Genomic DNA, 25,504 nt, shown 5'->3' with positions numbered 1-25,504 from the left:
AAATGTCTAAACAAAAAAAAGAACTGTGCTTCAAGCTAGATGTATTACCAAAATATTTTCAAGATTTGATTGTTGAGATCCATGCTAAAACAGGCGCAGCAGCTGAGATTATTTTTCCGACAATGTTGGGCGTTATGGCTCAGTCCTGTCAGGACATGTTCGATGTCAAATATAAAGGTGGAATACAGCATCCAGTATCTATCTTTAGCATCGTACTTGCTAGGTCTGGAATGAGAAAAACAACAGTATACCGCTTGTTAACGGAAGATTTTGTGCAAATAGATAAAAAATTAGAGGAAGAGTTTGATGCTGAAAAAGACACCTATGAACGTGGGAATATGATCTGGGAAAGTGCTTTTAGTGCATACAATAAAAAATACCAAGCAGCTTTGAAGTTAGGGGATGATGCTAATACGGCTGAAAATGAATTGAATGAACACATCTCAGAAAGACCAGTAAAACCAGTTAGAAAACGATTAATAATTAACGATACAACGAGTGAAGGGCTCGCAAAGGAATTAGGTTTGGGATATCCAGTAGTGATGCTTATGTCAGATGAGGCAGGGGAATTGTTTGATGGAAGTTTATTTCGAAAAACCCCCCTGTTAAATGCCCTTTGGTGTGGAGAGACAAAAAACGTCACTAGGGCATCTAGTGACGGTTTCACAATTAAAGATGCTCGCTTTGGAATAGTGCTATTGCTACAACCAATGTTATTTGACAAGTATTTAGATGCTAAAGGGCAAAAGACTCGGGCGTCAGGCTTTTTACCTCGCTGCTTAATAGTTGATTTAGATAACATTCCATATTTAGCAGATATCAGTGTTCTAGCTCAACCTGATGAATTTGTATTCAATGATTTCTCATCTATTCTAGTTAAACATTTAAAAGCAGGAATTGAACGTAGAGAACGAAATGAAGAGCGTACCTGTATTACTTTTGAACCAGAAGCTCAAAAAATATGGGATGAATATCAAATAAATGTACAAGAAATGATGAAAATAGGAGGGGAATTATACTCATATGATGATTATGCCGCACGGTTTATGGAACATGCATCAAGAATAGCCGCAGTGATGCAAATATTTATAACACCAAATTCAACCATAGTGACTAAGGAAGTATTACTATCCGCTTTACATATTACTGAGTGGTATCTTAATCACTTTATTGAAAAAGTAGATTACTTTAGGGAAATTAGCGATACAGAAAAATTGGTGTTATGGCTAGAAGATCACTTAGTGAGCAATGGATCTTATGATTTTAGGCGAAATGATATCATCAAAAAAGGACCATTTTGTCTTAGACGTTCGGATCGTTTAATTCCTGCTTTAAAAAAGCTCGAAGATAACGATATGATTCAACAAGTTGAGCGTGAGGGGAAAAGCTATATCAGATTTATAGGGGCAAAAATGGAAGCAATAGAGCTTGCAAAAAGAATTAATTTACCTATAGACCAATATGCATGCTTTGGATTGAGTAAGTTAAAAATATAAATATAACTTCAGAGTGATTTTAGATATTTTTACTGGGTAATATTTTTTGGAGCCTAGGCGTATAGCGACTTTAAGCAATATTGCTATGTAAGTTTATTATTTATTCACATTGGTATATGTAATATATATTACATATTATAAATTATAACAAGATCAATTGATTATAACTCTTAATAGAGCTGTAAGTTATACGCATGAGTAATTTTTGAATTACCTGTTATTGGGTTATACGAGATTGATATTGGTGGAGATATTATGATGCCATTATATGAATTAACTAAAACTGAATTAAATAATCTGATTTTAGAAGCTAGTAATCAATATGGCTCTGAGATTGATGGTGCTATCTTATGTAAATCGTTAGCAGTGATATATGAAAGTTTAAAAAAACATAACCGAATATTCGCTATTCGTACAGATCTAAGGTTTGCACAAGATCATGTTCAAGATGAACCCGATTTACCTTTATGTTTCCAGCGGGTAGATGAAAAAGCGATTACTCGGTTTATAGAGTCATTGAAAAGTCAGCTTCGTGCAGACCACAAACGTTCAGGAAGAGCTGGTGAGCCGACGCTACCAGCCTACATTTGGGCAAAGGAACGCAAGGAAAGTGAACATTATCACTATCACGTAGTTTTGTTGTTCAATGGCGAAGCTTATCGATACTTAGGTGATTATACAAATAGTGATGCTAATAATATGGCTATAAGGATTCAGAAGGCATGGTGTAGTGCATTGGAGCTTGAGTTTCCTTGTTATGCACCACTAGCTGAATTTCATGAAAACCATTCATTTAGATTTGATAGACGAGATGCTCAGAATCGAAATTACAATTACCTTTATTTCTTATCACGAATAACGTACCTGGCTAAAGTGTATACCAAGGAATTCAATACTGGCTATCGAAACTTTGGAACAAGTCAGGTTTGATTGGAAGGTATTAGCTCAGACTTGAACTGACAGGCCTTGTTGATCGCACACAACTATGTCTGACAGTCTGGTCTGAGCGAAAAGCAGACATTTGTGAATCATTAGCTATCACGTTGACTAAAGCTGTTCAGCATTATTTCAATAATTTTGACATCAGCTCAAAAAACATTGGTAGGTCTCGGTTGAAAGAGAAGGATGCATTTATAGCCTTGCGTGCGATTAAACCATCAATAAAGGCAAAAAGAATAATAGTGATTTCTTCAAGGTTAATATCCCGGCGAAACTCTCCAGCTGCAATACCTTCTGCGATAATTCCCGCAATACTTTGCCGCATGATGGTATCACTGGATATATACGTTTTCTGCAATTCAGTGTTCCGTGCAGACTCCGCCATTATTTCAACCCACAGTTGATGCGTAACGGGGTAACCTACATCGCTTATGCATGAAGTAACCTGCGCGCAAAGGTGGTCGAAATACGAGCCTTTAGATGGAGCATTATGGTCTGCCAGCGCTGAACTCTGCTCTTCAAGAACGATTGCCTTGATGAGATCATCCTTGCTTTTAAAATACGTGTACATCGCCCCCTGACTGATCCCTGCCCGGATCGAAATTTCACGCACACTTGTCGCACTAAAGCCTTTTTCTGCAAAGCAGGCAGCAGCAGCAGTAATCAGCTTATGGTAGGTTTCGGTTTTCTTTAACATGTTGACTATTATGTTTAATCCAGTCCCCAGACTTTAACGCACTTTTATTCCTGGAGCCAGTATTGAACTCTGACTCCAGAATCTGATATCACTTCATAAGCGGCAACGCACTGAGCATATTCTTCAAATTCAGCATATCCCAGGGTAAATGTTCGGCAATTGTAAGGCCTACAGGCTCCGCTTTTGATGTTGCTTGAGCGATTAAGCTTAGAACATCCTCAATGGATAGTTTACCTTCTGCGACGTCACCAAAGTCATGTTCTCCTCTGCCTGGTTGGGCGAAAAGAACCGAACGAAAAAGTGACGGGTCGAGAACGTCCAGATCAATGTGTATTGCAAGATATTCAATATTTTCCCTCTCGATCCATTGCGTGACGTCTTTCGCGCCGTTTTTAATCTTTTCAGGACCTATCGTCGCAATGCTATGACTAGCCAGATATTCAGCTTCATAAACCAGTGGGGCGTGGATACCAGCAATCATTATTTTTGAGGGATTGAGTCTGGTGGATACATGAGCAACTAAATCTTTATCACCCGTTCCAATAAGTGCACCAAGAACATGGGCATGAGCGTTTGGATATTGTTTTGCAGTTTGCACATCAGGATGAGAGTCAATCCAGAGCACACCCAGTTTATCACCGTATTTATTGAGTAGATGTGAAAAAGGGGCCAGTGATACCAAGCAATCGCCACCAAAAACGACAATTGAATCAGGATTATGTTTCTCTATCAGAGTGGTTGCATTGTCGAGTTGTTTGATAATTTGAGGTTTAGCCGTAATGCCATCCACCTCGTCCTGTGGTTCAGTTGTGGGCTCATCAACCGGAACTGACTCAAAAGGCCCATCAGATTCGGGGGAAAGATACGAGAGAAGAAGCGAACCAAGATAATAGGGCGGATTATTGCCACCTTGCCATTGAGGAAATAAAAGTCTGAGCGTTTTATTGGTCATAATTTTCCTATACTTGTTTTATAAACGGCTGATTTATTTTAAATTATTACTCGATAATGAATGAACGTTCATTCATTATCGAGTAATCGTTACTGCTTCGCAAGCAGGGCAGCAAGTTTAGTTAATGAAATGGAAAAGTATCTTTGCAAGCTAATTTCAACCAACGTCCACTTCTGGCACAGGGCTGATAAACAGCCCTGATAGACCTATAATTGCCATCTGATTAGAGTATCTGGAAAATTAATCCTGCCTCTGATTGCGCGGCAGGTCTGAAATCGTGAATGACTTATTGTTTCGTTGTAAATATTGAAGATGAAGTTTAGTGTTTTAATTTTATTACCCTATAGATAATTCTTCGTAACTATCACTTTGATTTTTAACATAAAGCTTAAGGAATCACAGCTTGTGATAATCAAAACCCCTATTAGATTCAAAATAAGATCTAGCGAGAGTTTGGCTATCTTAAGAAATGAGGTAACAGATATTAACCACATTATTTTATTAATGAATTAAATTCATAGACTCTATCAAATTATCCTCGATTATTAATACCACTAATGCTGATATTCTCTGGGCTAAAATACACATCCGTAACCCGCATTCTCCTTACTATTTATATAAGAGGATAGATCATGCCTGATGAACATGGTTTTAATCGACGAAAGTTATTAACGGCTTTAGCCGGATTAACCCTAGTGAGTGCTACATTACCTAAAGCGCTAGCGAATACAGAAAGTCATTCAAAAAATAGCCGTACCTTAGTTGCTTATTTTTCAAGAAGTGGCAGCACAAAAGTGATTGCGGGTGTGATCCATCGTAATTTACATACTGATCTTTTTGTTATTGAACCTGAAATCGCTTATCCAGAAGATTATTTTCAAACCGTTGAACAAGCACAAACAGAACGCCAGCAAGCAATAAAACCCGCGATAAAAAATAATGTCATCAATCTCGAATATTATCAGACAATTTATTTAGGTTTTCCCATTTGGGGAACTAGCATCCCACCGGTAGTCCAAACCTTTCTGAGTACGCACAATTTTACTAATAAAAAGCTTATCCCTTTTATTACTCATGGGGGCTATGGCAAAGGCGACAGTGAAGATGTGTTAGCCGAATTAGCACCCTTAGCGCAAAGAGTCACACCACTGGTTATTGAGTGTGGCCAAGAGCGCAGAACAACAGAAATCGTAATCGGATGGCTAGCTTCTAGTGTAAGCTAATTTTAATCATTTAAAAATTATACTGTACTGAATCAAAAGGAAATAAAGATGAAGAAAGGATTAAATTTACTGCTATTTTGTATGATGGCGGGCGGAATAATAACCCAACCTACTTATGCTGAACCCTTAGTGATTTCAGCGCAAGGCAGCTTTGCAGCAGGTGGCTCCATCACGACAGCTGCAGGCACGTTCAATGCTAAAAAACCCCTAGAGCCTGCAGGGCAAACTTATCATGGCGATCATGCTGTGGTTTTTTATCAAATTCCCGAAAATCCACATAAATATCCACTCATCATGCTCCATGGTGCAGGTCAATCATCTCGTACATGGCAAAGTACACCTGATGGTAGAGAAGGCTTTCAAAATATTTTCTTACGCCGAGGTTTCTCAACCTATCTTGTTGACCAACCACGCCGTGGTAATGCAGGTAGAAGCATGATTGAAGGAACGGTAACACCACAACCTGATGAACAATTGTGGTTCAATCAATTTCGCGTCGGTATCTGGCCTGAGTATTTTAAAGATGTGCAGTTCTCTCACGATAAAGAAGCGTTAAATCAATATTTCCGCCAAATGACCCCCAACACGGGGCTTTTTGACACGAATGTTATTTCTGATGCTTTATCCGCTGTAGTGGATAAATCAGGCCCAGCGATTTTATTCACACACTCACAAGGTGGCGGTCCCGGCTGGTATACCGCAATAAAAAACAATAAGGTCAAAGCGATTGTCGCTTTTGAACCTGGCAGCGGATTTGTTTTTCCTGAAAATGAATTACCAGCACCAATGCCAAGTGCATTTGATACATTAAAGGGGGAGCCAGTTCCAATAGACGATTTCATGGCACTTACCAAAATCCCCATTATCATTTTCTATGGGGATAATATACCCGATAAGCCTATCACTATGCCTGCCCAAGATAGTTGGAGGGTACGTCTTGCTATGGCAAGAGAATGGCGAGATGTGGTTAATCAACATGGTGGGGATGTGACCGTTATCCATTTGCCAGAGGTGGGTATTAAAGGAAATACACATTTTCCTTTTTCGGATCTGAATAATACTCAAATTGCAGATTTAGTTAGCCAATTTATTGAACAAAAAAATCTACAATAATTCACGCTTATTGTGAGCAAGAATCATTATTTATGAATCCTGTTCATAAGCTCTAGAAGATTATAGCCTCTAATCTAATCAATAAATCTACGCTATGCTTTATTCTAACGAAAATAAAAAGGAGTGTATTATGCAAACGGTCAAATTAAACAATGGGGTTGAAATGCCATTGTTAGGCTTCGGTGTCTTTCAGATGACAGATGCGGACGAGTGTGAACGCGCTGTTATTGACGCGCTTGAAACCGGTTATCGTTTAATAGATACCGCTGCATCCTATCAAAATGAAACTCAAGTCGGGAATGCATTAAAACAGAGCCAAATAGCACGAGAAGATTTATTTATTACGACGAAGTTGTGGCTACAGGATACCAGCTACGAAGGGGCAAAAGCGCAATTTCAACGTTCATTAAGTCGCCTGCAACTCGACTATGTTGATCTTTACCTTATCCACCAACCTTATGGCGATGTCCACGGTGCGTGGCGTGCAATGGAAGAACTTTATCAAGCTGGAAAAATTCGGGCAATTGGTGTCAGCAATTTTCATCCAGACAGATTAGCTGACCTTATTGCATTTAATAAAGTTATTCCTGCGGTCAATCAAGTTGAAGTTAACCCATTTAATCAGCAACTACATGCAGTACCATGGATGCAGAGTAAAAATATCCAACCAGAGGCTTGGGCGCCTTTTGCTGAAGGTAGAAATGGATTATTTCAGCATCCTCAACTCATCGCTATCGGTGAAAAATACGGCAAAAGTGTTGGACAAGTTGTTCTGCGCTGGTTATTTCAACGAGGCATTGTGTCACTGGCTAAATCAGTTCGTAAAACCAGAATGGTAGAAAATATAAACATTCTAGATTTCACTCTAACCGATAATGAAATGACACAAATCGCAGCAATGGATACGGCAACAAGTGCATTTTTCTCACACCGCGACCCTGCAATGGTTGAATGGCTCGCTGGCCGCAAACTAGATGTTTAGTTATGCAAACAATCTAATTAATGATCAGGACATAAATCATGAAAAAACGTTTTCTCGGTAATTCTAAACTTGAAGTTTCTGCGCTTGGATTAGGTTGTATGGGGCTAAGTCACGGTTATGGTCCAGCCACAGATAAACGTCAAGCCATTGAATTGTTGCGTACAGCCGTCGAACGAGGGGTCACTTTTTTTGATACCGCAGAAGTCTATGGGCCATTCTTGAATGAGGAAGTGGTTGGCGAAGCATTAAAACCCTTTCGAGATAGCGTGGTTATTGCAACAAAATTTGGTTTCAATTGCAGTAATGAAAACAAACACCAGCTTTTAAATAGCCGCCCAGAGCATATTCGTGAAGCTGTCGAAGGTTCATTACGTCGGCTGAAAACTGACGTTATTGACCTTCTATATCAACACCGTGTTGACCCAAATGTACCGATTGAAGATGTTGCAGGCACAATAAAAGATTTGATTGCGGAAGGTAAGGTAAAGCACTTTGGCCTCTCTGAAGCCAGCGCTCAAACAATTCGCCGGGCGCATGCCATTCAGCCTGTCACCGCACTGCAAAGCGAGTATTCACTTTGGTGGCGTGAACCTGAAGATGAAATATTACCTGTGCTTGAAGAATTAGGCATTGGATTTGTTCCCTTTAGCCCATTAGGAAAAGGTTTTTTAACTGGGGCAATTAATGCGAATACCACATTTAAAGATGATGACTTTCGTAGCAAAGTCCCACGTTTCAATACAGAAGCGTTAGAGGCGAATGCACAACTGGTTACTTTGTTAGCTGACCTCGCTAGCCAGAAAGGCGTGACTTCAGCACAAATTGCACTGGCTTGGTTATTGGCACAAAAACCGTGGATTGTTCCTATTCCGGGCACAACTAAACTGCATCGTTTAGAGGAAAATTCAAATGCTGTCGATGTCATACTCACGAATAACGATTTGCAAAAAATTGCCCATGCGCTGGAAACAGTTAAAATTGTTGGAGAACGCTATCCTGCTGCATTGCAAGCACTAATTAATCGATAAACTTATCTTAGGCTGGTAGATATCAATACATTTATCTCACACTACCAGCCTCTATTTCTCACTGTAACGCAGTGCATCAATCAATAATGCAAACGCTGGAGGGTGCTGTTTTCGACTTGGGTAATAAAGATAATAGCCTGAAAAAGCCGGGCACCAATCACTTAAAATTTGGACCAGCTTTCCTGATTTAACGGGCTCTTGAATGGTATCCTCGGGGACGCAAGCAATACCAAACCCAGACACAGCCGCGTCAATTCGTTCAGATAATAGATTAAAGGTGAGTTGCCCTTCCACTCTAACTCGTAACGATTTACCTTCTTTCTCAAACTCCCAATGATACAATCCCCCCGCAGTAGGCAGTCGCATATTGATACAACGATGATGCTGTAAATCATGAGGTGTTCGTGGTATACCTTGAGTTTCGAAATAACTCGGTGAACCAACAATCGCTAATCGCATATCAGGGCCAATCTTAACGGCGACCATGTCCTTATCAACACTTTCCCCTAAACGTATCCCCGCATCAAAGCCTTCATCGACAATATTAACAAACCCATTATCAACCACCAATTCGACATTAATATCTGGGTATGCACGTAGAAACGGTTTGAGTTTGGGCCAAAGAAGACTGCGTGCTGCATGCTCCCCTGTTGAAAGGCGAATATTGCCAGATGCCGCACCATTAAGCTGAATGATTGCCTCTAACTCGTGATTAAGTTCAGCCAGTCGAGGTTCAAGACAAGCAATAATCTTTTCCCCCATTTCAGTTGCCGCGACACTGCGTGTGGTGCGTGTTAAGAGCCGTGCATTTAAACGTTCTTCCAATGCTTTGACTGCATGGCTCAAAGCGGATTGAGAAACGCCCAATTTAGCCGCAGCTTTAGTAAAGCTTTTCTCCCTCGCAACAGCAAAAAAAATTTGTAATTCATTAAAGTTATCTTTAAGCACAATGTATTCCTTTTTGTATCTTTACGCTTTGTGTCCTTTCTAACTAACTATTTCACCATGATGTAAATATACATTATGGTAAATATTATTTTTATGTTCATAACCTATTTTTACAGATAAGTCTTTCGTATCTGCATTATTAATTTGCGATGTTTATGAAAAAATACTTATAACCTAATGGAGTTTTTAACTTACGTGACGATACACTAAGGCTCAATCCATGAATAATGAATTATGTCTGCTTCTGGCACATAACGGCTAGGTTGAGTGATCGTTAGATCTGCTGTGAGCGATAAGCGGAAATTAGTAATTACCTACCATTAATCAAAAATAATTACGAAAGTAATGGCTTTCCAGTTTTGACCAAAATTACAGCACGTGGAGTTGATAGTTCAACGTTCTTAGATGGTTCTTCGCGTATCAACTCAAACCCTTCGAGCAACTCATTTGGTAGAGTAGAGTCAGGGTGCATTTCTTGGAGTGAGGATAGCATGCTCCTCAACCAGATTCGGATTTCAGCAGGTTCAGTTGAAACATTTAAAATTTGCTGAAGAGGAGTCCCTATCAAGCCAGATTCAAGTGATTGTCCAAAGGTATACATACAGCAAGTTGCAGTTATTTCTTTATAATTGTTAATTTTGCGAACGCACCCTAATTTTGTTTTCCACTGGAGTGTGCCCGACGAATTATTGTTGTTATTCAATGGACTAAGCCCATTTGCAACAAAGTAAGCAAAATCAAATCCCTGACCTGTGGGGTAAAAAACTCCAAAAGTACCCACTGATGGTAGTAGGGCGCCAGAAAGTAGATTGGCGGGCAGATTAATTTTTGATGAAGTAGCTCTTATTAAAGGACGATTTGATAATAAGTCCCACTGTTCTAAATTTGCACGAAACTTGTATGGTGCAAACACCGCTGTAGCAGACTGTAATGGGTTAGAAGAGACCTTCGCTTGATTAAAAGTGACTCGTGCTGCTCTAGGGTTTCCCTCTGGGTAATGGATGATCATCACATCGCATAATTCACAACGTGGTTTTTGTCTCCCAGCACCTCGCATAGCTGTAAATGTCACTTGGTAACGATTACCATGATATTCATGCGCCAGCGCATTTGAACCAAGATAATCGAAAGTGCGGATAAATGCACGGAATAGCGCTATTTCACCTCTAGCATTCAATGACTCTATGCGAAAGGCATTCTGAAGAATTAATCCAGTCATTAGATTTATAGCCTCCTTAGTAATTAAGCATTCTGAAGATGGTGATAATACTATAAACAATCAATGAGTCATTAAATGAAATTCAAAAAAGAAATTCCTCACCCAGTGCGTTTATTTGAAGAGTGTCTGCTTCTGGCACAAAGCTGACATCTAGACGATGCATAGCTCTGTACCATTATAGTGCAGTTCAAATTCGAACTGGTACACAAATTACCCAACTAGCGATATCCCTCTTATCCCGCCTTCAATAATACTTCCCCTATCAGCCGATTCAATAAAATCAGCCCACCATTGCATCATGGGGCGTCTTTGCTCTAGGTAGTCACTGCGATTATAGGCGCGTCTAACTTCGTTTTTATCAACGTGGGCGAGGGCGGCTTCGATAACATCAGGAGGGAAGCCTTGCTCATTGAGTGCGGTACTAGCTATTGAGCGAAGGCCGTGTGAAACAAGCACACCCCCGAACCCAGCACGTTTTAATGCCGCATTAACGGTTTGGCTATTCATAGGTTGGGTAGGTTTGATACGGCTAGGAAAGATAAACTCACGGTTGCCACTGAGTGGTTTCATTAGCTCTAAGATGGCTAAAGCAGCGTCAGATAGCGGAACGGTATGTTCACGGTTCATCTTCATTCTAACAGCAGGTATCTTCCATTCATTAGCTTCAAAGTTGATTTCATCCCAACGGGCTTCCGCGGCTTCGGCAGGGCGTGAGATGGTGAGTAGCTGCCACATGAACAAGCATCGAGTCGATAGGCTAATACTAGCTGTACGCATTGTCTGCATGAGCTTTGGGAGCTGATCAGGGGGAATACTTGGCATATTCTTTTTCTTGGGTTTTTCAAAAGCTTTGCCAATATTGATACTCGGTACGGCATCAATTAAGCCAGTATTTTGAGCATAGATCATCACTTCGTTGATACGCTGACATAGGCGACGAACCGTTTCTAGCGCACCTCTGGCTTGTACTGGTTGTATTGCCTGAACCAATATATGGGCTTTGATATCGGTAACGCTGATATCGCCTATGGCGGGAAACACATCTCGTTCAAGTGAACGCCAAATATCGTTACCATAGTCTTCTGTTACAGTGGACTTCTTCACTTCCCACCAACGTTCAGCAACAAGTTGAAAGGTATTGGTTTTGGCCTCTTGAGAGTTTCTTATTTGATCTTTTTGATATTCTTGAGGATCAATATCTTTTGCCAGTAATGAGCGAGACTCTGCTCTAAGTTTTCTAGCATCTGAAAGTGTGACAGCAGGGTAGGCCCCAAAACTTTGTTTGGTCCTTTGTTTTGTATAAGGGCGGTAGTAACGGAATTGCCATAACTTGCTTCCGCTAGATTTGATTAGCAGTGTGAGTCCATCACCGTCATACAGCTGATAGTCCTTGTCCTGCGGTTTAGCTGCTTTGATTTCGGTATCGGTTAATGGCTTAGTTTTTCTTGCCATGAAAAATCTCCATGCGTTTAGGCCCAACAAAGATGTTAGTTCTTTTCGTTGGGCCTATCAATGGGCCTAAAGGAATTAGCTTGGGTGGGATAAAATAGGACAGTGTAGGACATAAAAAAAGCCCACAACTCATTGAGTTAGCGGGCTTTTTAGTCTTCTTTGGATGTCCTTAGAAGATAATTTGGTGGAGCTGGCGGGAGTTGAACCCGCGTCCGAAATTTCTACATTCTTTTTTATCATACTAAAAAACAATAAATCACCTTAAAAATTAACTTGTTAATTATCATTTATTGACAGCTACAATCATTTATTAAAAGTATTTATGGACTAAAAATGGACACTTTTAAACACTACTGCTCTAATTTCTTAAAAAAACTACGTTTATATTTATTATCAGTATAACTTACTTTAAAATCGTATTTTTCTTGAAATTTATTATTTTTGCAAAATGTAATGTAATTAGTATCTAGGTTAATAAAGTCATAAATATTAGGGTATTTATGTAGTGTAATAGAGGATAAACCATCATAGTTTAAAAATATATTATATATTTTTATGAAATCACTTACCATTTGTTTTAACTGAGAATCTGAGCATATTAGCGTAGATAGCTCCAATTCAACCCATTCTTTATGGCTTTGATTAAAATATTGTATTTTAAGTGTTTTTAAATTATTTGATTCTATTTTTGAATGAATGGATAAATATAATAAATTGATGCATTTGCTTATTTTTACTTGAGCATTAGCATTTTTTGAAATTTTTTCCATTTGAATTTCTATACTATCATTCTTATTTATTTCAAGTTTTGATATTTCAAGTAAATATTTATCTAATGAAGTTAGTAGATTGTTTATTTTTATTTTTTTATTGTTAGATTGTAAAGTTATCACTTTGGTTGGGGTTGTTTTATAATATAAACGATAATATATTAAATGTAATTGACCTATTGTTATTTTTAGGTTATGTTTTTGCGGTATTATATTTCTGACTATTTCATCTGAGTAGGAAGTTTTTTTATTATATTCTATTTTTAATAAGGTGAACTCAACATCCCTTGATGGTTTTATTTTTTCACCAACATAAGAAACGAAATCTTTTCTATGGCTATAGAATAAATCTGATTCACTTTTCCTTTTTGTTTGTTCAATCTGTTCATTTGTCTGTATTGTTCTATGTATATTATTAATCACAGCAGTAAACGGTATTGTTAAAGATAATAACCCTAATGGTAATGTGCTGATTTCTATGAATCTTTTAAATCCATGAGCAGAAATTACAGGAGTTTTTCCCCACCAAGCGAATACCCCAAAATAGAGAAATGATACAATGGGAATAATAATAGCTAACCTAAATAGAGTTTGTTCGGATAAAGGCTTAGCATCAATTTCAAAACTTTTCTTTTTATGTTCATAATTAACAATAAAATAAATTATGACAAAATAGCCAACAATAAAAGCTAATGCTTTAAGTGAGTCCATAATCTCATTCCATAAAATTCAAAGGGTTTTTAGTCACTGCATCTTCCAAATGACTTGGTGCAAAGTGTGCGTAAATCATCGTCATTTTGATATCAGAGTGTCCGAGAATATCTTTTAAAACTAAAATATTGCCGCCGTTCATCATAAAATGGCTGGCGAAAGTATGGCGTAAAACGTGGGTGCATTGCCCTTCAGGTAATTCAATTCCTGCTTTATTGATAGTGCGCTCGAATGTTTTACGACAAGGGGTGAATAGCTTTCCGCGCTTCTTAGGAATTTCATCATATAATTCCTTAGAAATCGGAACAGTACGCACCTTTTTACTTTTGGTATTTCGGTAGGTAATACGATAGGGCGTAACTTGGCTACTTTCTAAATTTTCGGCTTCACTCCAACGAGCTCCTGTTGCTAGGCAAATTTTAGAGATCATCAAAACGCTTTCACTATTAGATTCTGAAAGTGCCTCAAGTAATAACTTAATTTCATCTTGATATAAAAATGTCACCATACTTTCATCGACTTTGAAAGTCGGTAGCCCAGCTAATGGGTTGGCCAATGACCAATGACCTAATTTTTTTAGCGTACCAAAAACCGCAGATAAATTGCGTTGCTCATGATTAACGGTAACGGGTTTAATTGCCATTAATCGGCCGTTAATATCAGGAATTTCGCCCTTTAGGCGTCCTTCACGATAAAGGCTAAAATCAGAAGCGGTTAACTGAGATGCAATAGGATCACCAAGCCCTGCACAAATGGCCTTGAGTTTAGACATCATCCTGTCAGCATCGGTTAATGTTCTGCCATATAAATCATGCCATTGTGTGATTAAATCCGATAATCGCCTATTATCCTGCTTTTCACCTAGCCACGGTTTATCTTCCATTTGTCCCAGGATATATTTTTCATAGGATAAGGCTTCGCCTTTGGTCACGAACTTTTTGCGAATACGTTTACCATTGACGCCATTCGGCCTTAAATCACACAGCCATTCGCCAGAATCGGTTTTTCTTACAGTCATCTCTATATCTATTGGTTTTCAATAATCGTCACTACACGACCTAACACGGTTAAGTCTTCTAAATCACAATCAAATGGAATTCCAACGCCTGAAACACGGACTTTTTTAATTGGAATTCTTGTTAGCTCACGAATGCTAATTTTCCCCTCAATATCGACAAGCCATTTGCCATCAAAAACATCTGCAAATTTTTTATCGACGATTGAATAGGTGTCGCCATCTTGAACACAAATTGGTTCATCGGGGAGTGGGGCGGTATTTTTAAACATGACCTTATCAAACATCACGCTACTGGCAGGAATAAGCTGGCCATTCATTAAGCGATAGTTTGATAATTTGATGATATCAACTTTTTGATTGTCAAATGGGGCTCCTGTTCCAAATGTCAGCCACTCAAGGTTAGCTCCTGTCTCTAGTGAACAACGAACAACGATATCAGCGGGGAATATATCTCTTTTATAACGCATCGATAAGCTACTACTAGCAATACCTAAATGTTCAGCTAAAGCTAATTTAGATGAAAAACCATAAGCCTCAATAGTACGATCAAGGACGTCACTGCCGCCTTTAGTGAAGTTTATTTCTAGACTCAAGGTAAATACCTCTTGATTTTAGCTTTGAGTGAATTTATAGTTCACTCATAGTTGGTGTTAGTCAATGTTATATAGAATGTCACTAGATGATAGCTAGTGATAACCAATAGGAGATTTTGCCTCATGAAACAAAATACCGCAACAGTTTCACATTCTGAGAATCGTTGGGTTCCTTTAAAGTCGTTCTGTGAACGAACAGACATCAAAATTCGCACAGCGAGATACTACATTCATACTGGAAAGCTAAAAATTAAGCCTAAGACAAAACCAAATGAGCGTGTTTTTGTTGACTGGTTTGCTTGGAATAATGGCTAGTATTGTTCGCGTTTAGTGAATATTGCTAAACGAATAGTGAAATAATTAACAGGAAAACACCATGTTTGATTATCAGGTTTCCAAACAAGCGCACTTTGATAATGCCTGTCGGGCATTTGCCACATCCCATAAAGGTGAGCTTGTTCAGATTGCGAATGATATCGGCATGAACCCACAAATGTTACGCAACAAGCTCAACCCTGAACAGCCGCACTTAGTCACTTGTGCAGACCTGTTTAAGTTAACCAACGCCACCAAAGATCCATCATTATTAGATGGTGTGCTGGAGCAGCTGAATTGCCAGCCATCTGTCCCGATGACAGATATTGGTGATAACAATGTGCAAGGTTATTTATTAGGGGCGACAGCAGAGGTCGGTAAGTTAGCCAATCATGTGGTTGATGGCGGCCATATCAACAACACCAGGTCAGCGGAAATTAAGCAGAGCGTGAATAATGCGATCCGTTGTTTAGCCTTAGTTGGCGTCACCATCTCAGCACGTTTTCATTCAAACCCTGCATTAGTATCCGCGATTGATACGGTAGTAGGTTTTGGCCAATCAATGGTGTGAGGACAATATGACTCAAGCACACAAGCAGCAATATAAATACAAAGTTACGGGCGATTCATTTAAAGCAAAATCTAACAATGATTTAAAAGTGATCATCCCTGTAATTGTTTTTGCCACTATCTATTTACTTGCAAGAATATAGGTGGAAGTTATGTATCAGAACCCAATAGAGCTAGAACAACGCGCCCAATATATGCAATTAGAGCAGCGCATTAATGGGCTTAATAAAACATCAGAAATTAAATCAAAACACTTTGGTTTAAAAAATGATGAGCTGAAATATTTTATCAAAGAAATGCGCGACCGTTTTAATGAACATCACGAAGAAAATAAAAAGTTTTTAGGTGTGATTTTCTATATGGCGAATATTGATAAGAGCCGCCACGATTGCCAATTTGAAGACCTCTCCACGAAAGAGATTTTTAATATCGTCAAAGCCATTAATCATATAAAAGCGATTAGCGCATTTTTACCAAAAAACTTAGCTTTACCCCTTAATTAAATAACCAACGAAAAATTAATGACATTGATTTGTCAGGGCTTTTTACACATTAAATTTAGGAAAACGGATAAATGAATATACCAGAACCGATATTTACACCTGTATATGATTTAGGTAATGGCGAAGATGCCACGATGCTTGCTGTCATAAAGCAGAACCGTGAAGATGAAAAGAATACACGTTCGATTATTTTCGCTTCTCGCTTACGTCGCCTTTCCAATCAAGTCATGAAAGACAAGCTGGATTATGCGCAAATAGCGCAACTGTTAGAAAGTGAAGCCAATCACATCGAACACCAGGCGCAAGAACTGAATTATGTTTGAAGCGCAGGAACACAATAGCGACGTATATATTTCAATACGTCGCCATCAAGAAGCCAATAAGCCAGAGTTGCCGAAATCAGCGACTCTGGCTGAACGCATTATGTGGGATGCCAATAGAGATGATGCCGAGTGGCGTCATGAAATTATTGCGCACGTCCCCGATTTCCTTGCCATCTATTTTGCTACCAAATACGCCAAAATCTTTAAAAAATCAGGTCGTCGTCGTGCCAATGAATTTTTACGCAAAACCGCTAAGAATGTATTGCCACGATTTGAACGTGTGATGAAACAATATGAGTTTAAACACTATGCATCGGGTAACGTGCCATTTCCTTTTATCGAACAACTGGAAAATATCGCTCAGTTAGATAGAACGGTTATCAAATCACTAGCCAGTGATATTGCTGGTTTTATGAGTGAAAACTACCAATCAGCAACAGAGCAATACGCGAACAGCGACCCAAAAAATGAATATGAAGCCCGTGAGCGCTTAGATAAAACCTATTCATTTATCGCTAAATTAACGCTTCAATCAGGCACACAACCCCCTTATTGGCAACAGTTCAAGCATGGCCACAAGAAACCAACCGACGATCAACTATGTGCAGCACTGCTACGCATGTTTGATGCTGCGTGGTGGTACCGTCGTTTAAAACGTTTGTGCGATGTAAAACGTGAACACCTTGCCATTGCGATTGGCCAAGTACAAAAATCAGCGTCCCCGTATGTCTCTAAAACCACATTACATCGATGGGTAGAACAAAAGCGCGCTAACTGGCAATACCTAAAAGATTTTGAGTTAGAAGATGAGGAAGGCAATCGTTCTGATTTATCAAAAATGGTATTAGGTAGCGTGGCAAATCCTGCCGTTCGTCGTTGTGAATTGATGGCGCGAATGCGTGGCTTTGAGGATTTAGCTGATGAAATGGGTTGTGTGGGCGAGTTCTATACCATCACTGCACCTTCGAAATATCATTCAACCTACCAAGCAGGCGGCTTTGTCACTAATTGGATGGGTAATGATCCACGTGCAACACAAAAGTACCTTTGTGGTGTTTGGCAAAAAATCAGAGCGGCTTACGCAAGAGCTGGCATTCGTGTGTTTGGCTTTCGCGTTGTCGAGCCTCACCACGATGGCACACCTCATTGGCATATGTTGTTATTTGTTCGCCCTGAGCAGGTAGACGAACTGCGCGATATCTTTTGTTATTACGCTCGGTTGGAAGATTCGGAAGAACTGCAATCTTATAAAGCGCTAAAAGCCCGTTTTCATGTAGAGCCTATCGATAAAGAGAAAGGTAGTGCAACAGGCTATATCGCTAAGTACATCAGTAAGAATATTGATGGCTACGCGATGGACGATGAACTTGACGAAGAAACAGGACAGAAAGCCAAAGAAATGGCGCGTTCGGTTTCGGCTTGGGCATCACATCATAAAATTAGACAGTTTCAGCAAATAGGCGGTGCGCCTGTGTCTGTATGGCGTGAATTACGTCGTATGGGTGATGATGTCGAAGCATCAACAGGTTTAGATGTTGAGTTTGCCGAAGTTCACAAAGCGGCAGATACAAGTAATTGGAGCGAGTACACCAAATTACAAGGTGGTGCCTTTGTCCGTCGTGCTGATCTTATTGCGCGCCTTTGGTATGAGCGTGAAGAAAAGACCAACGCCTACGGTGAGCCCGTCGATTGCATCAAGGGGGTTTACTGTACTTTAGTGGGTAACGACTCCCCAATTATCACACGTATTAAGAACTGGCAGATTGTGCCGAAGTTAGCCGAAGCGACAGCGGAGGCTGGTTTTGATGGCGCGATTAGCGCCCCTTGGAGTTCTGTCAATAACTGTACGGAGGTTCTCGGGACGGTTAAAGATAGAAATATGGCTATCAGCAATATTGTAGATGCGGCCAAGTCAATTGGGATAATTTTTGACCCAGATAAGGATAAACCAATGTTGCTTTCGTTATGGAAAGGAGCGATTTATACAGAAAATGGCCAAAGCGTGAGGTTTCACGGAAATGGCCATATACAGAAGATTGTGACTAAGGAGCAGAAACGGAAATCGTACCTAGAAAAGTGCGAGAGCAGATTAGCTTAATTTAAGGTTTTGCATTCAAATCCTGATCTCGCATTTTAATTTCTTCATATTCACTTATTGGTTTATATAATTTATCACATTCATTTGAAATTACATTAAATATAGGTAATAAGTTAGATCTCATATCGTCCTTAATTGTTTTGTGATGTTCCAGATGAACATCAACAATATCAAATACTCTATTAAAAATATTTAATATTATTAAAGTAACAAGAAAGGAGTTACCAAGAACTTCTTTAGCAAAAAAACAGTCAAGATATTCATTAAGTCCATGCTGCAAATGTTTCTCGTGTTCGTATTTTTCTTCTTCTTTTTTTATTTTTTCTTTTAATTTTTTTAGCTTATTTTTTAAAATTAAATTAACCTCATCATTAAGCCCAACTGCTCTAGCTATTTCTTTTACAACACTTTCTAGTTCAATGTATTTATTTTTAAGAAAATCATTAATTATGCTGTTTCCGATATAATTATTTTCTTTTGTTTTTGTAGCCATGGACTGGATGACATTGTTTAATTCATTTAGTTTATTCTTTAAGCTCTGTAAATAATCTTGATCAATCGATTCATTGAAGCCATTTGCTACAGTTGATTTGTGGTATAATTTTTTATAAAGCTTATTAGGCAATTCTATAATAATATCATTTTCTATTATTTCATGAGCTACTTTTATAGTATTAAACTCTTCAATAATGTATTTTTTATGAGAATAAAAACTATCAGAGATGTTTTTTATTTCAGTAACTTGAATTTGTTTTTCGGTTTGTATTGTTCTATGAATATTAGAAACTATAACCCCAAAGATCGGAGATAGTGCCAGTACACCTAATGGGAGCTTACTTTCATTAAAAAAAACACTGAATCCACCTGAGTCAAAATTTATTTCATTTGAAAGAAACACAAAATACTCTAGATAAAAGAAAATACCAATAGGCACTATAATTCCTAACCAGAATAAGTATTGCTTATCTAAGCTATCTGATTTTATCTCAAAAGAAACCTCTCTAGTTCCTTTTAAGGATGCATCAGTTACTAAATAAGATATGGCAAAAAGTACTGCTATTGTGACTAGCAGCATAATTACTGGCATTTGTTCAATAGGTGATAATCCAACCATTTTAGCTTCCATTATTCTTCAATATTTTCATTGATATTAGTTTTCTTGTATTCTATAGCGTTTTGGCCTAATGCTTTTCTTACCATGTAACTGCCATAAAAGTTTTTTGTGAACTCATTTTCTAACGAAAAATTATAGCCAATAGAGTATAGAAATCTCTCTATAAAAATATTTATTTCATTAAGAACCTTCCATATGTTATTCATTATATTCAGCTGATTATAACCTTCAGATTTATCATATGTAAGATCGAGGAATGTATAATTTTCCTGAAATAGACTAAAGTGTTCAAAAAGATAAATTATGTTATCATGTATACCGTATACATGGTGGTCAATTGTTTCTTTGTTTTCTTCATAAATTAAAATACCATTATCAGTATTAAAATAAAGCTCAGATAAATACTCTCCTGCTTGTTGATATAAATTACCATGTAATTTATCCAATTCAGAGATAAAACTATCTGATATTGTATTATTCACTCCATGTGAGTCAGATGATTTATCAAAGATATCCCTATATAGTTTCATTTTGCTTTTTATTACATACTCACATGATAATAAAGTAACTTTAAACTCTTTTAATTCATCACATATTATTTTCATATGAGAGTTAAAGGAGTCAAAATTATTTTTTAATTTTGTAATGTTAATTTGTTCTTCAGTTTTTTCAATTTGTTTCTCAGTTTGAATTGTTCTATGTACATTCGAAACAATCACACCAAATATTGGCGAAAGTGCCAAAACAGCCAAAGGAAATTTACTTATATTTGCAAACTTTTCTAATCCCGCTTCGCTCAAATCAGGAATATAGTCCTTCCAGATAATTACGCCAAAGATTAAAAATAGTACAATTGGGGATAGCACTGCAAACCAAAATAATGGTTGTTTATCTAGGCTCTCATCATTTAACTTTAGCTTATCTGTATATAATAGGCTTAAAAATGCCCCTAGAAACAGAGAAATAATTATAAATATCAGAAAACCCGAAATATATGGATTCATACCACCCCCTATCAAAATTTGCACAGAATTCTAATCGATCAAAAAATTTTAAACTACCTCTTTCATACTAGGTAAATTTACTGTATAAATAACCAGTAAAGTGATTTTATGTAAGAGGATCATGTAGATGCTAGAGGCGTCAGTGGCGTTGGAACGGATAGAAATCATCGCCAGGTTTGGGAGTTTGGATTTATGTAATGATAAAGAGCGCCAAGTTGTATTAGCGCTGATTATGGAAATCGCAGAGGACACACGCAGAATTGAGAAACATAAAATAAAAAAGTCACTCAAAAGTGACCAACGAAAAATAGCTTTAAACGGGGCTGGACTTTAACAAGTCTAGCGCCATTTGGCGCTGTTCAGGGTTTAAATTCTGTATCATCGAACCAATCATTTTATTACTTTTCGCGCTTGGGCTAATCGTATGGTCAAACGTCAGACTTAACACATAAGTATGGCCGCATTCGACGTCACTACAGGCACAATAGAGATCTGAAACTTCACGATGCTTTCTATTTGATTTACGAATAATCGCCTTTTCCCCACACTCAGGGCAGAATATTTTTAATACTCGCATGTTCCAAATCTCCGCTTGATAATGACCCCGTAATTTTACCTTACTTTTGCGCATTTTTCATTTCCCTATGACCGTTAAATTCCGTAAATATCATTAATTTTGCGTTATTCTTAATTCAATTGGTGGCTATCTTCTTGAAAAGTGATCTTTAAATGATCGGGCACCTCAGCATCGTTATTTATCGCGTTAGCAAACATCCGCTGAACAGGAATAATTTCATCTTGTCGATAGGCTTCACGGGCATTGCGAGGGTCACCTAAGCCGCCAACATTGCCAGGAATAATCCCCGCTAACCCCGCAGGGAAACGGTGTGCGGTTAAGATATCTTGCGCACTGATGTTTTTCACATTACTAAATTCATCATTGGCTGAAATGTCCCCCACAGGAATAAACTTGATGCCGTCCGCATCCCCATTGGGAATATGCACGAACATGGTTTCAAAGTTACCAATCCCTTTGCTTTGCTCTAATTTTTTGGTGATCATCACCTCCACTTCATCGGTCAGCATTGGGTCATTACAGAAAATCATCCCCCCTGTATGCGCTCCGTTGTGGTAGTAACGACGGCGAAAGATGGTCGCCTCACTGTTTAACATGGCCGCATGAATGCCCCCGATATAATCAGGGATGCCGTAAACTTGCTGTTGGGGGTCATATTGCTTGATATAAATGACATCGTCAGGGGTATACACCATCGGCTCACCTTCTTGCAAAATCACAAAATCATCATTTTTACGACGACGCATAAACAGGGCTGGCAGCACATACAGCCCAACCACTTCCCCGTAATAATTACGCAGCTTTAAGATGGGCGTATCACCAAACACAATATAATCCAACACACTGGCACGCAGCTCCTGATGCGTGAGGCCACCGCCTTGATAATCCGATAGCACCATATTGGCACGCGCATGAATAACGCCCCCGTGTTGGCCATTTAAATTCACCAATTGCGCCAAGGCAGTGCGGTCTATGGGCAAGCTGTAATGGTCATAATCATTGTCATACCAAATGTTTTGGTATTCCGTATGGGTGGTTAAAATGGGTTCTGGCTTGCCTAATGTGATGATGTTCATCGATTTTTGGCTCGTAGTTTGTTTCTGTGCAGTTTTCCGTAACTTTTTCTTACTCATCATGCAGCCTTTTGAAATTTATATTTAGATTTACGCTGTCTTTCATTGTTTAGCGGTTCGTTGGCCACGGCGTGTGACGTGGCAAAAAACACGTCTGCGTGACCCGTTTCCTTACTGCGATCCGCGATAAAGGTCATCGAACCCCCTTTACCCGTGGTGGTGTGCCGAATGGCTAAGAAGCTGGCCATAATTTCTTTTTGCTCAACGTCCCAGGCAATGCGCTGTTCATCCACCAAATCAATCATTTTGAGAACTAATTGCGTTTTGGTGTTTTGGCTGTAATGGATGGCGGTAGTGACGCGCGGGGCAAAATCGGCCACCATCTCATATACCCCGTGGCCAATCCCCGTGGTATCAATGCCGATATGGGTAAAACGGTATTGGCTGTACAAGTCTTGAATTTGTTTGGCTTGGTGTTTCCAGCTCATGCCCTGCCAATAAAATGTTGCGAGGATGCGAAAATATTCACCTGCCACCAAAGGCGGTGCGACTATTACAAAAGTGGAGGTATCCCCCGAACGTGCGGGGTCGTAACCGCCCCAAACTTCTTTATCACCAAACGGCCGTGCAGCATTAATATCGTGATCATCCCAGACACCAATATCGATGGCACATTTTTCAAGGTCGTTATACTTGAAAACCGATGCGCCACTGTCGACAAACACGCACATATACAGCATGTTAAAGGTGTCTTTGTTATAGCGGTTGCGCAGTTTTTCAATGGATGCCAGGTTAAACCCGTTGCGGACAGCGTCTTCAATCGTAATGACATAGCGCCATTGGCCATCCGGGCAATCACGGCCACCGTCTTGCATTTCTTCAAAGCTTGGGAATTCCACATTTTTACGTTTGGCATCACTACCGCGCCATTCGTCACCTGTCCAAAACGGGTAAGCGGGATGGGTTTTGGCGCTCGGTGTGGAAAAATAGGTGGTGCGCCATTTGTCGTGGGTTGCCATCGCAGAGGCGACTTCATTCAGTCGTTTAAAATCAGGCACCCAAAAATATTCATCGCAATACAAATGGCCACTGTATGACTGTGCGGTGTTTTTATTGGTGGATAAGAAGCGCAACTCTGCACCATTGCTTAAACGGATAGGGTTACCCGTAAGCGTGACCCCGAAGAATTTGTCCGCGATATTGACGATATAGGAGCGAAATACCTCGGCTTGCGGCCGTGAAGCGGATAAAAAGATTTGTGGATCGCCTGTGAGTACCGCATCCTCGAACGCTTCAAAGGCAAAATACCACGTCGCCCCAATTTGGCGTGATTTAAGGATATTGCGAATGGCTTTTTTAATATTAATGCGCAGGTGTTTTTGGTAGCCAAATAGCATTTCATCCGCGAATTTCTGAAAGTCTTCAGGGGTCAGTTCAGAGATATCATTTTTCTTATAACGACGTTTTTTCTTGGTTTCGCCATCGTCATTTGTACTGTATTCCCCGCCAGACTCGCCTTGCGCTTTGATTTCAGCCAGCTTTTCCTTGTGCTTATTGGCCTGTGCCATCAATTTGACGTGATGAGCAATCAGCCTGTCGAGCTCCTCCAGTTCAAGTTCCGTTTTTTTATTGCGCTCCGATAACAGCGTAATACGTCGGTTAATTGCCTCCAACACGCTCTCATGGTTGAGCATATCCGCCCAGCACCATTTTTGCGCCCAATAGTAGACAATCCGCCTGTTAGGCAGGTTAAGTTCCTCCGCGATTTCAGCGGGGGTATAGCGTCGCAAATAAAGTGATTTGGCGACCTGTATTTTTGTATCTGAGTGTTTAGCCATAGTGGTGCCATTGTGCAATGTTCAGAAATTGCAGGCATCTACCTGTTTTCGGTAATGGCGGGATAGCCGAACTCAACCATTCGCACCGTGAATAAGAATTGGCAATACTGATGGCTCAAAAGGAACGGAATGCAGCTAAGGATTTTGAATGTCGCAATTACGCACAACATGGCTCTGCATTGCCACGGAAGGTGAAACCGTTGATGGTCGGGAAATTCTGCCCGAGGAAATTATCGAAATGGCAGAAACCTATGATACCGATTTGTACACCGCCATGATTTGGCCTCGGCACAATAAGCCAGGCGAAGACCGCGGTGTTCCACTCGGTGAGGTGGTGGAATTACGCGCTGATACCGATGAAAGCGATACGCTGCGTTTGTATGCCGTACTTCGGCCATTTGCCCGTTTATTGGAAATGAACAGCCAAAACCGTGGGGTGTTTACCTCGGTCGAGATGAATCCCGATTTTCGCAATTCAGGCGTGACATATTTAGAGGGCTTGGCGGTAACGGACACCCCAGCCAGTGTAGGTACGACAAGGCTAGACTTTAGTCGTCAAAAACAAAGGAAACGAAAAATGGCAAAACCCACAAAGAAAACATGGCGTCAGCACTTTGGCATTGAAGAAGTCAAAGAAGAAAAGCCAACCGAAACCACCGTTGATGATGAGGTGTTATCGGGCATGGCGGCAGATTTGGCGGCAGCACTGACTAAAATCGCTGAATTAGAAACCATGTTGGAACAAGCGCAAAGTGATGTGGAAGTGGTGAAAGAGGTCGTGGACACCGAAGATTTCGCCAAACTGTGCGACAACTTACCCGAAATCACCAAATCATTCAGCAAAGTGGCGACCCAGCTCCCAGGGAAAAACCCCGCAGGCCGTAAAGAGTTTGTACACCTCTAATCCATTGTGATCAGAGCCCATTACTGAATTTTGGAGAGGGATTT

The 25,504-nt window shown here is 39.5% G+C and carries 26 protein-coding genes and 1 tRNA gene; 13 read left to right on the top strand and 14 right to left on the bottom strand.

The window, feature by feature from the left end; translation table 11 throughout:
• The first annotated feature begins 2 nt into the window (after positions 1 to 2).
• Together PR767_RS10750 and PR767_RS10745 are read left to right on the top strand one after the other, a co-directional pair.
• The gene (locus tag PR767_RS10750; RefSeq protein WP_272520308.1) at positions 3 to 1,496 is read left to right on the top strand and encodes a YfjI family protein; all 1,494 of its coding nucleotides are present in this window, start codon (positions 3 to 5) and stop codon (positions 1,494 to 1,496) included.
• 255 nt (positions 1,497 to 1,751) lie between these two features.
• A complete protein-coding gene (locus tag PR767_RS10745; RefSeq protein WP_272520307.1) occupies positions 1,752 to 2,426 on the top strand; it encodes an inovirus Gp2 family protein in 675 nt (224 codons plus the stop codon).
• Positions 2,427 to 2,559: 133 nt separating this feature from the next.
• On the opposite strand, the gene PR767_RS10740 is transcribed toward PR767_RS10745, so the two are convergent.
• Both PR767_RS10740 and PR767_RS10735 read right to left on the bottom strand, forming a co-directional pair.
• Positions 2,560 to 3,132, bottom strand: coding sequence for a TetR/AcrR family transcriptional regulator (locus PR767_RS10740; protein WP_238563057.1), 573 nt, complete (start codon positions 3,130 to 3,132; stop codon positions 2,560 to 2,562).
• Positions 3,133 to 3,220: 88 nt separating this feature from the next.
• Positions 3,221 to 4,084 (bottom strand): arginase family protein, encoded by an 864-nt coding sequence (locus PR767_RS10735; RefSeq protein WP_238563056.1) that lies wholly within the window; start codon positions 4,082 to 4,084, stop codon positions 3,221 to 3,223.
• A gap of 632 nt (positions 4,085 to 4,716) precedes the next feature.
• Between PR767_RS10735 and PR767_RS10730 the strand changes: the two genes are divergently transcribed.
• The 4 genes from PR767_RS10730 (at position 4,717) to PR767_RS10715 (ending at position 8,430) form a co-directional block, all read left to right on the top strand.
• Positions 4,717 to 5,307: a flavodoxin gene (locus PR767_RS10730; RefSeq protein ID WP_238563055.1), complete on the top strand. Its 591-nt coding sequence runs from the start codon at positions 4,717 to 4,719 to the stop codon at positions 5,305 to 5,307.
• 48 nt (positions 5,308 to 5,355) lie between these two features.
• The gene (locus PR767_RS10725; RefSeq protein ID WP_238563054.1) at positions 5,356 to 6,420 is read left to right on the top strand and encodes an alpha/beta hydrolase; all 1,065 of its coding nucleotides are present in this window, start codon (positions 5,356 to 5,358) and stop codon (positions 6,418 to 6,420) included.
• Positions 6,421 to 6,550: 130 nt separating this feature from the next.
• On the top strand, positions 6,551 to 7,402 hold the full coding sequence (locus PR767_RS10720) for an aldo/keto reductase (protein ID WP_036959030.1): 852 nt from the start codon (positions 6,551 to 6,553) through the stop codon (positions 7,400 to 7,402).
• A gap of 38 nt (positions 7,403 to 7,440) precedes the next feature.
• Positions 7,441 to 8,430 carry an aldo/keto reductase gene (locus PR767_RS10715; RefSeq protein WP_238563053.1) on the top strand — a complete coding sequence of 330 codons (990 nt, stop codon included), beginning with the start codon at positions 7,441 to 7,443 and terminating at the stop codon, positions 8,428 to 8,430.
• 51 nt (positions 8,431 to 8,481) lie between these two features.
• On the opposite strand, the gene PR767_RS10710 is transcribed toward PR767_RS10715, so the two are convergent.
• The 7 genes from PR767_RS10710 to PR767_RS10680 all read right to left on the bottom strand — a co-directional run bounded on the left by PR767_RS10710 (position 8,482) and on the right by PR767_RS10680 (position 15,141).
• Complete coding sequence (locus tag PR767_RS10710) at positions 8,482 to 9,378, bottom strand: LysR family transcriptional regulator (protein WP_272520306.1); 897 nt, start codon at positions 9,376 to 9,378, stop codon at positions 8,482 to 8,484.
• A 334-nt stretch (positions 9,379 to 9,712) separates the two neighbouring features.
• Positions 9,713 to 10,597 (bottom strand): hypothetical protein, encoded by an 885-nt coding sequence (locus tag PR767_RS10705; protein WP_267748432.1) that lies wholly within the window; start codon positions 10,595 to 10,597, stop codon positions 9,713 to 9,715.
• Between the two features lie 210 nt (positions 10,598 to 10,807).
• On the bottom strand, positions 10,808 to 12,049 hold the full coding sequence (locus PR767_RS10700; RefSeq protein ID WP_267748433.1) for an integrase: 1,242 nt from the start codon (positions 12,047 to 12,049) through the stop codon (positions 10,808 to 10,810).
• 182 nt (positions 12,050 to 12,231) lie between these two features.
• Positions 12,232 to 12,350 (bottom strand) — tRNA-OTHER (locus PR767_RS10695).
• 49 nt (positions 12,351 to 12,399) lie between these two features.
• Positions 12,400 to 13,530: a hypothetical protein gene (locus PR767_RS10690; protein ID WP_272520305.1), complete on the bottom strand. Its 1,131-nt coding sequence runs from the start codon at positions 13,528 to 13,530 to the stop codon at positions 12,400 to 12,402.
• A 4-nt stretch (positions 13,531 to 13,534) separates the two neighbouring features.
• Positions 13,535 to 14,548, bottom strand: a complete 1,014-nt coding sequence (locus PR767_RS10685; RefSeq protein WP_272520304.1) for a site-specific integrase — start codon at positions 14,546 to 14,548, stop codon at positions 13,535 to 13,537.
• 8 nt (positions 14,549 to 14,556) lie between these two features.
• On the bottom strand, positions 14,557 to 15,141 hold the full coding sequence (locus PR767_RS10680; RefSeq protein WP_272520303.1) for a phage repressor protein CI: 585 nt from the start codon (positions 15,139 to 15,141) through the stop codon (positions 14,557 to 14,559).
• 123 nt (positions 15,142 to 15,264) lie between these two features.
• Here PR767_RS10680 and PR767_RS10675 point away from each other — a divergent pair, with 123 nt between their 5' ends.
• The 5 genes from PR767_RS10675 (at position 15,265) to PR767_RS10655 (ending at position 18,950) form a co-directional block, all read left to right on the top strand.
• A complete protein-coding gene (locus PR767_RS10675; protein WP_272520301.1) occupies positions 15,265 to 15,456 on the top strand; it encodes a hypothetical protein in 192 nt (63 codons plus the stop codon).
• Between the two features lie 61 nt (positions 15,457 to 15,517).
• The gene (locus tag PR767_RS10670; RefSeq protein ID WP_272520300.1) at positions 15,518 to 16,027 is read left to right on the top strand and encodes a phage regulatory CII family protein; all 510 of its coding nucleotides are present in this window, start codon (positions 15,518 to 15,520) and stop codon (positions 16,025 to 16,027) included.
• A 151-nt stretch (positions 16,028 to 16,178) separates the two neighbouring features.
• Positions 16,179 to 16,529, top strand: coding sequence for a DUF5347 family protein (locus tag PR767_RS10665; protein ID WP_272520298.1), 351 nt, complete (start codon positions 16,179 to 16,181; stop codon positions 16,527 to 16,529).
• Between the two features lie 71 nt (positions 16,530 to 16,600).
• Positions 16,601 to 16,852: a DUF2732 family protein gene (locus PR767_RS10660; RefSeq protein WP_272520297.1), complete on the top strand. Its 252-nt coding sequence runs from the start codon at positions 16,601 to 16,603 to the stop codon at positions 16,850 to 16,852.
• The gene (locus tag PR767_RS10655; RefSeq protein WP_272520296.1) at positions 16,845 to 18,950 is read left to right on the top strand and encodes a replication endonuclease; all 2,106 of its coding nucleotides are present in this window, start codon (positions 16,845 to 16,847) and stop codon (positions 18,948 to 18,950) included. Before PR767_RS10660 ends, PR767_RS10655 begins: the two co-directional genes overlap by 8 nt.
• Before the next feature lies 1 nt (position 18,951).
• Here PR767_RS10655 and PR767_RS10650 read toward each other — a convergent pair whose 3' ends face one another.
• The gene (locus PR767_RS10650; RefSeq protein WP_272520295.1) at positions 18,952 to 20,064 is read right to left on the bottom strand and encodes a hypothetical protein; all 1,113 of its coding nucleotides are present in this window, start codon (positions 20,062 to 20,064) and stop codon (positions 18,952 to 18,954) included.
• A gap of 11 nt (positions 20,065 to 20,075) precedes the next feature.
• On the bottom strand, positions 20,076 to 21,068 hold the full coding sequence (locus PR767_RS10645; RefSeq protein ID WP_272520294.1) for a hypothetical protein: 993 nt from the start codon (positions 21,066 to 21,068) through the stop codon (positions 20,076 to 20,078).
• A gap of 127 nt (positions 21,069 to 21,195) precedes the next feature.
• Between PR767_RS10645 and PR767_RS10640 the strand changes: the two genes are divergently transcribed.
• Complete coding sequence (locus PR767_RS10640) at positions 21,196 to 21,402, top strand: hypothetical protein (RefSeq protein ID WP_272520293.1); 207 nt, start codon at positions 21,196 to 21,198, stop codon at positions 21,400 to 21,402.
• Here the strand turns inward: PR767_RS10640 and PR767_RS10635 are convergent.
• Genes PR767_RS10635 through PR767_RS10625 form a run of 3 tightly spaced genes read right to left on the bottom strand, consistent with a single transcriptional unit; the run spans position 21,382 to position 24,556 of the window.
• The gene (locus PR767_RS10635) at positions 21,382 to 21,699 is read right to left on the bottom strand and encodes an ogr/Delta-like zinc finger family protein (RefSeq protein WP_267751019.1); all 318 of its coding nucleotides are present in this window, start codon (positions 21,697 to 21,699) and stop codon (positions 21,382 to 21,384) included. The genes PR767_RS10640 and PR767_RS10635 overlap by 21 nt on opposite strands.
• Before the next feature lie 56 nt (positions 21,700 to 21,755).
• On the bottom strand, positions 21,756 to 22,778 hold the full coding sequence (locus tag PR767_RS10630; RefSeq protein ID WP_272520292.1) for a phage portal protein: 1,023 nt from the start codon (positions 22,776 to 22,778) through the stop codon (positions 21,756 to 21,758).
• A complete protein-coding gene (locus PR767_RS10625; RefSeq protein WP_272520291.1) occupies positions 22,778 to 24,556 on the bottom strand; it encodes a terminase large subunit domain-containing protein in 1,779 nt (592 codons plus the stop codon). Before PR767_RS10625 ends, PR767_RS10630 begins: the two co-directional genes overlap by 1 nt.
• A 148-nt stretch (positions 24,557 to 24,704) precedes the next feature.
• Between PR767_RS10625 and PR767_RS10620 the strand changes: the two genes are divergently transcribed.
• Positions 24,705 to 25,460, top strand: a complete 756-nt coding sequence (locus PR767_RS10620; protein ID WP_272520290.1) for a GPO family capsid scaffolding protein — start codon at positions 24,705 to 24,707, stop codon at positions 25,458 to 25,460.
• The last annotated feature ends 44 nt before the right edge of the window (positions 25,461 to 25,504 follow it).

Origin of the sequence: Providencia sp. PROV223 (assembly GCF_028479245.1) — a bacterium.
Taxonomy (GTDB): domain Bacteria; phylum Pseudomonadota; class Gammaproteobacteria; order Enterobacterales; family Enterobacteriaceae; genus Providencia; species Providencia rettgeri.
Note: the sequence above shows the minus strand (reverse complement) of the source record. Positions and strands in the feature narration are given on the sequence as shown.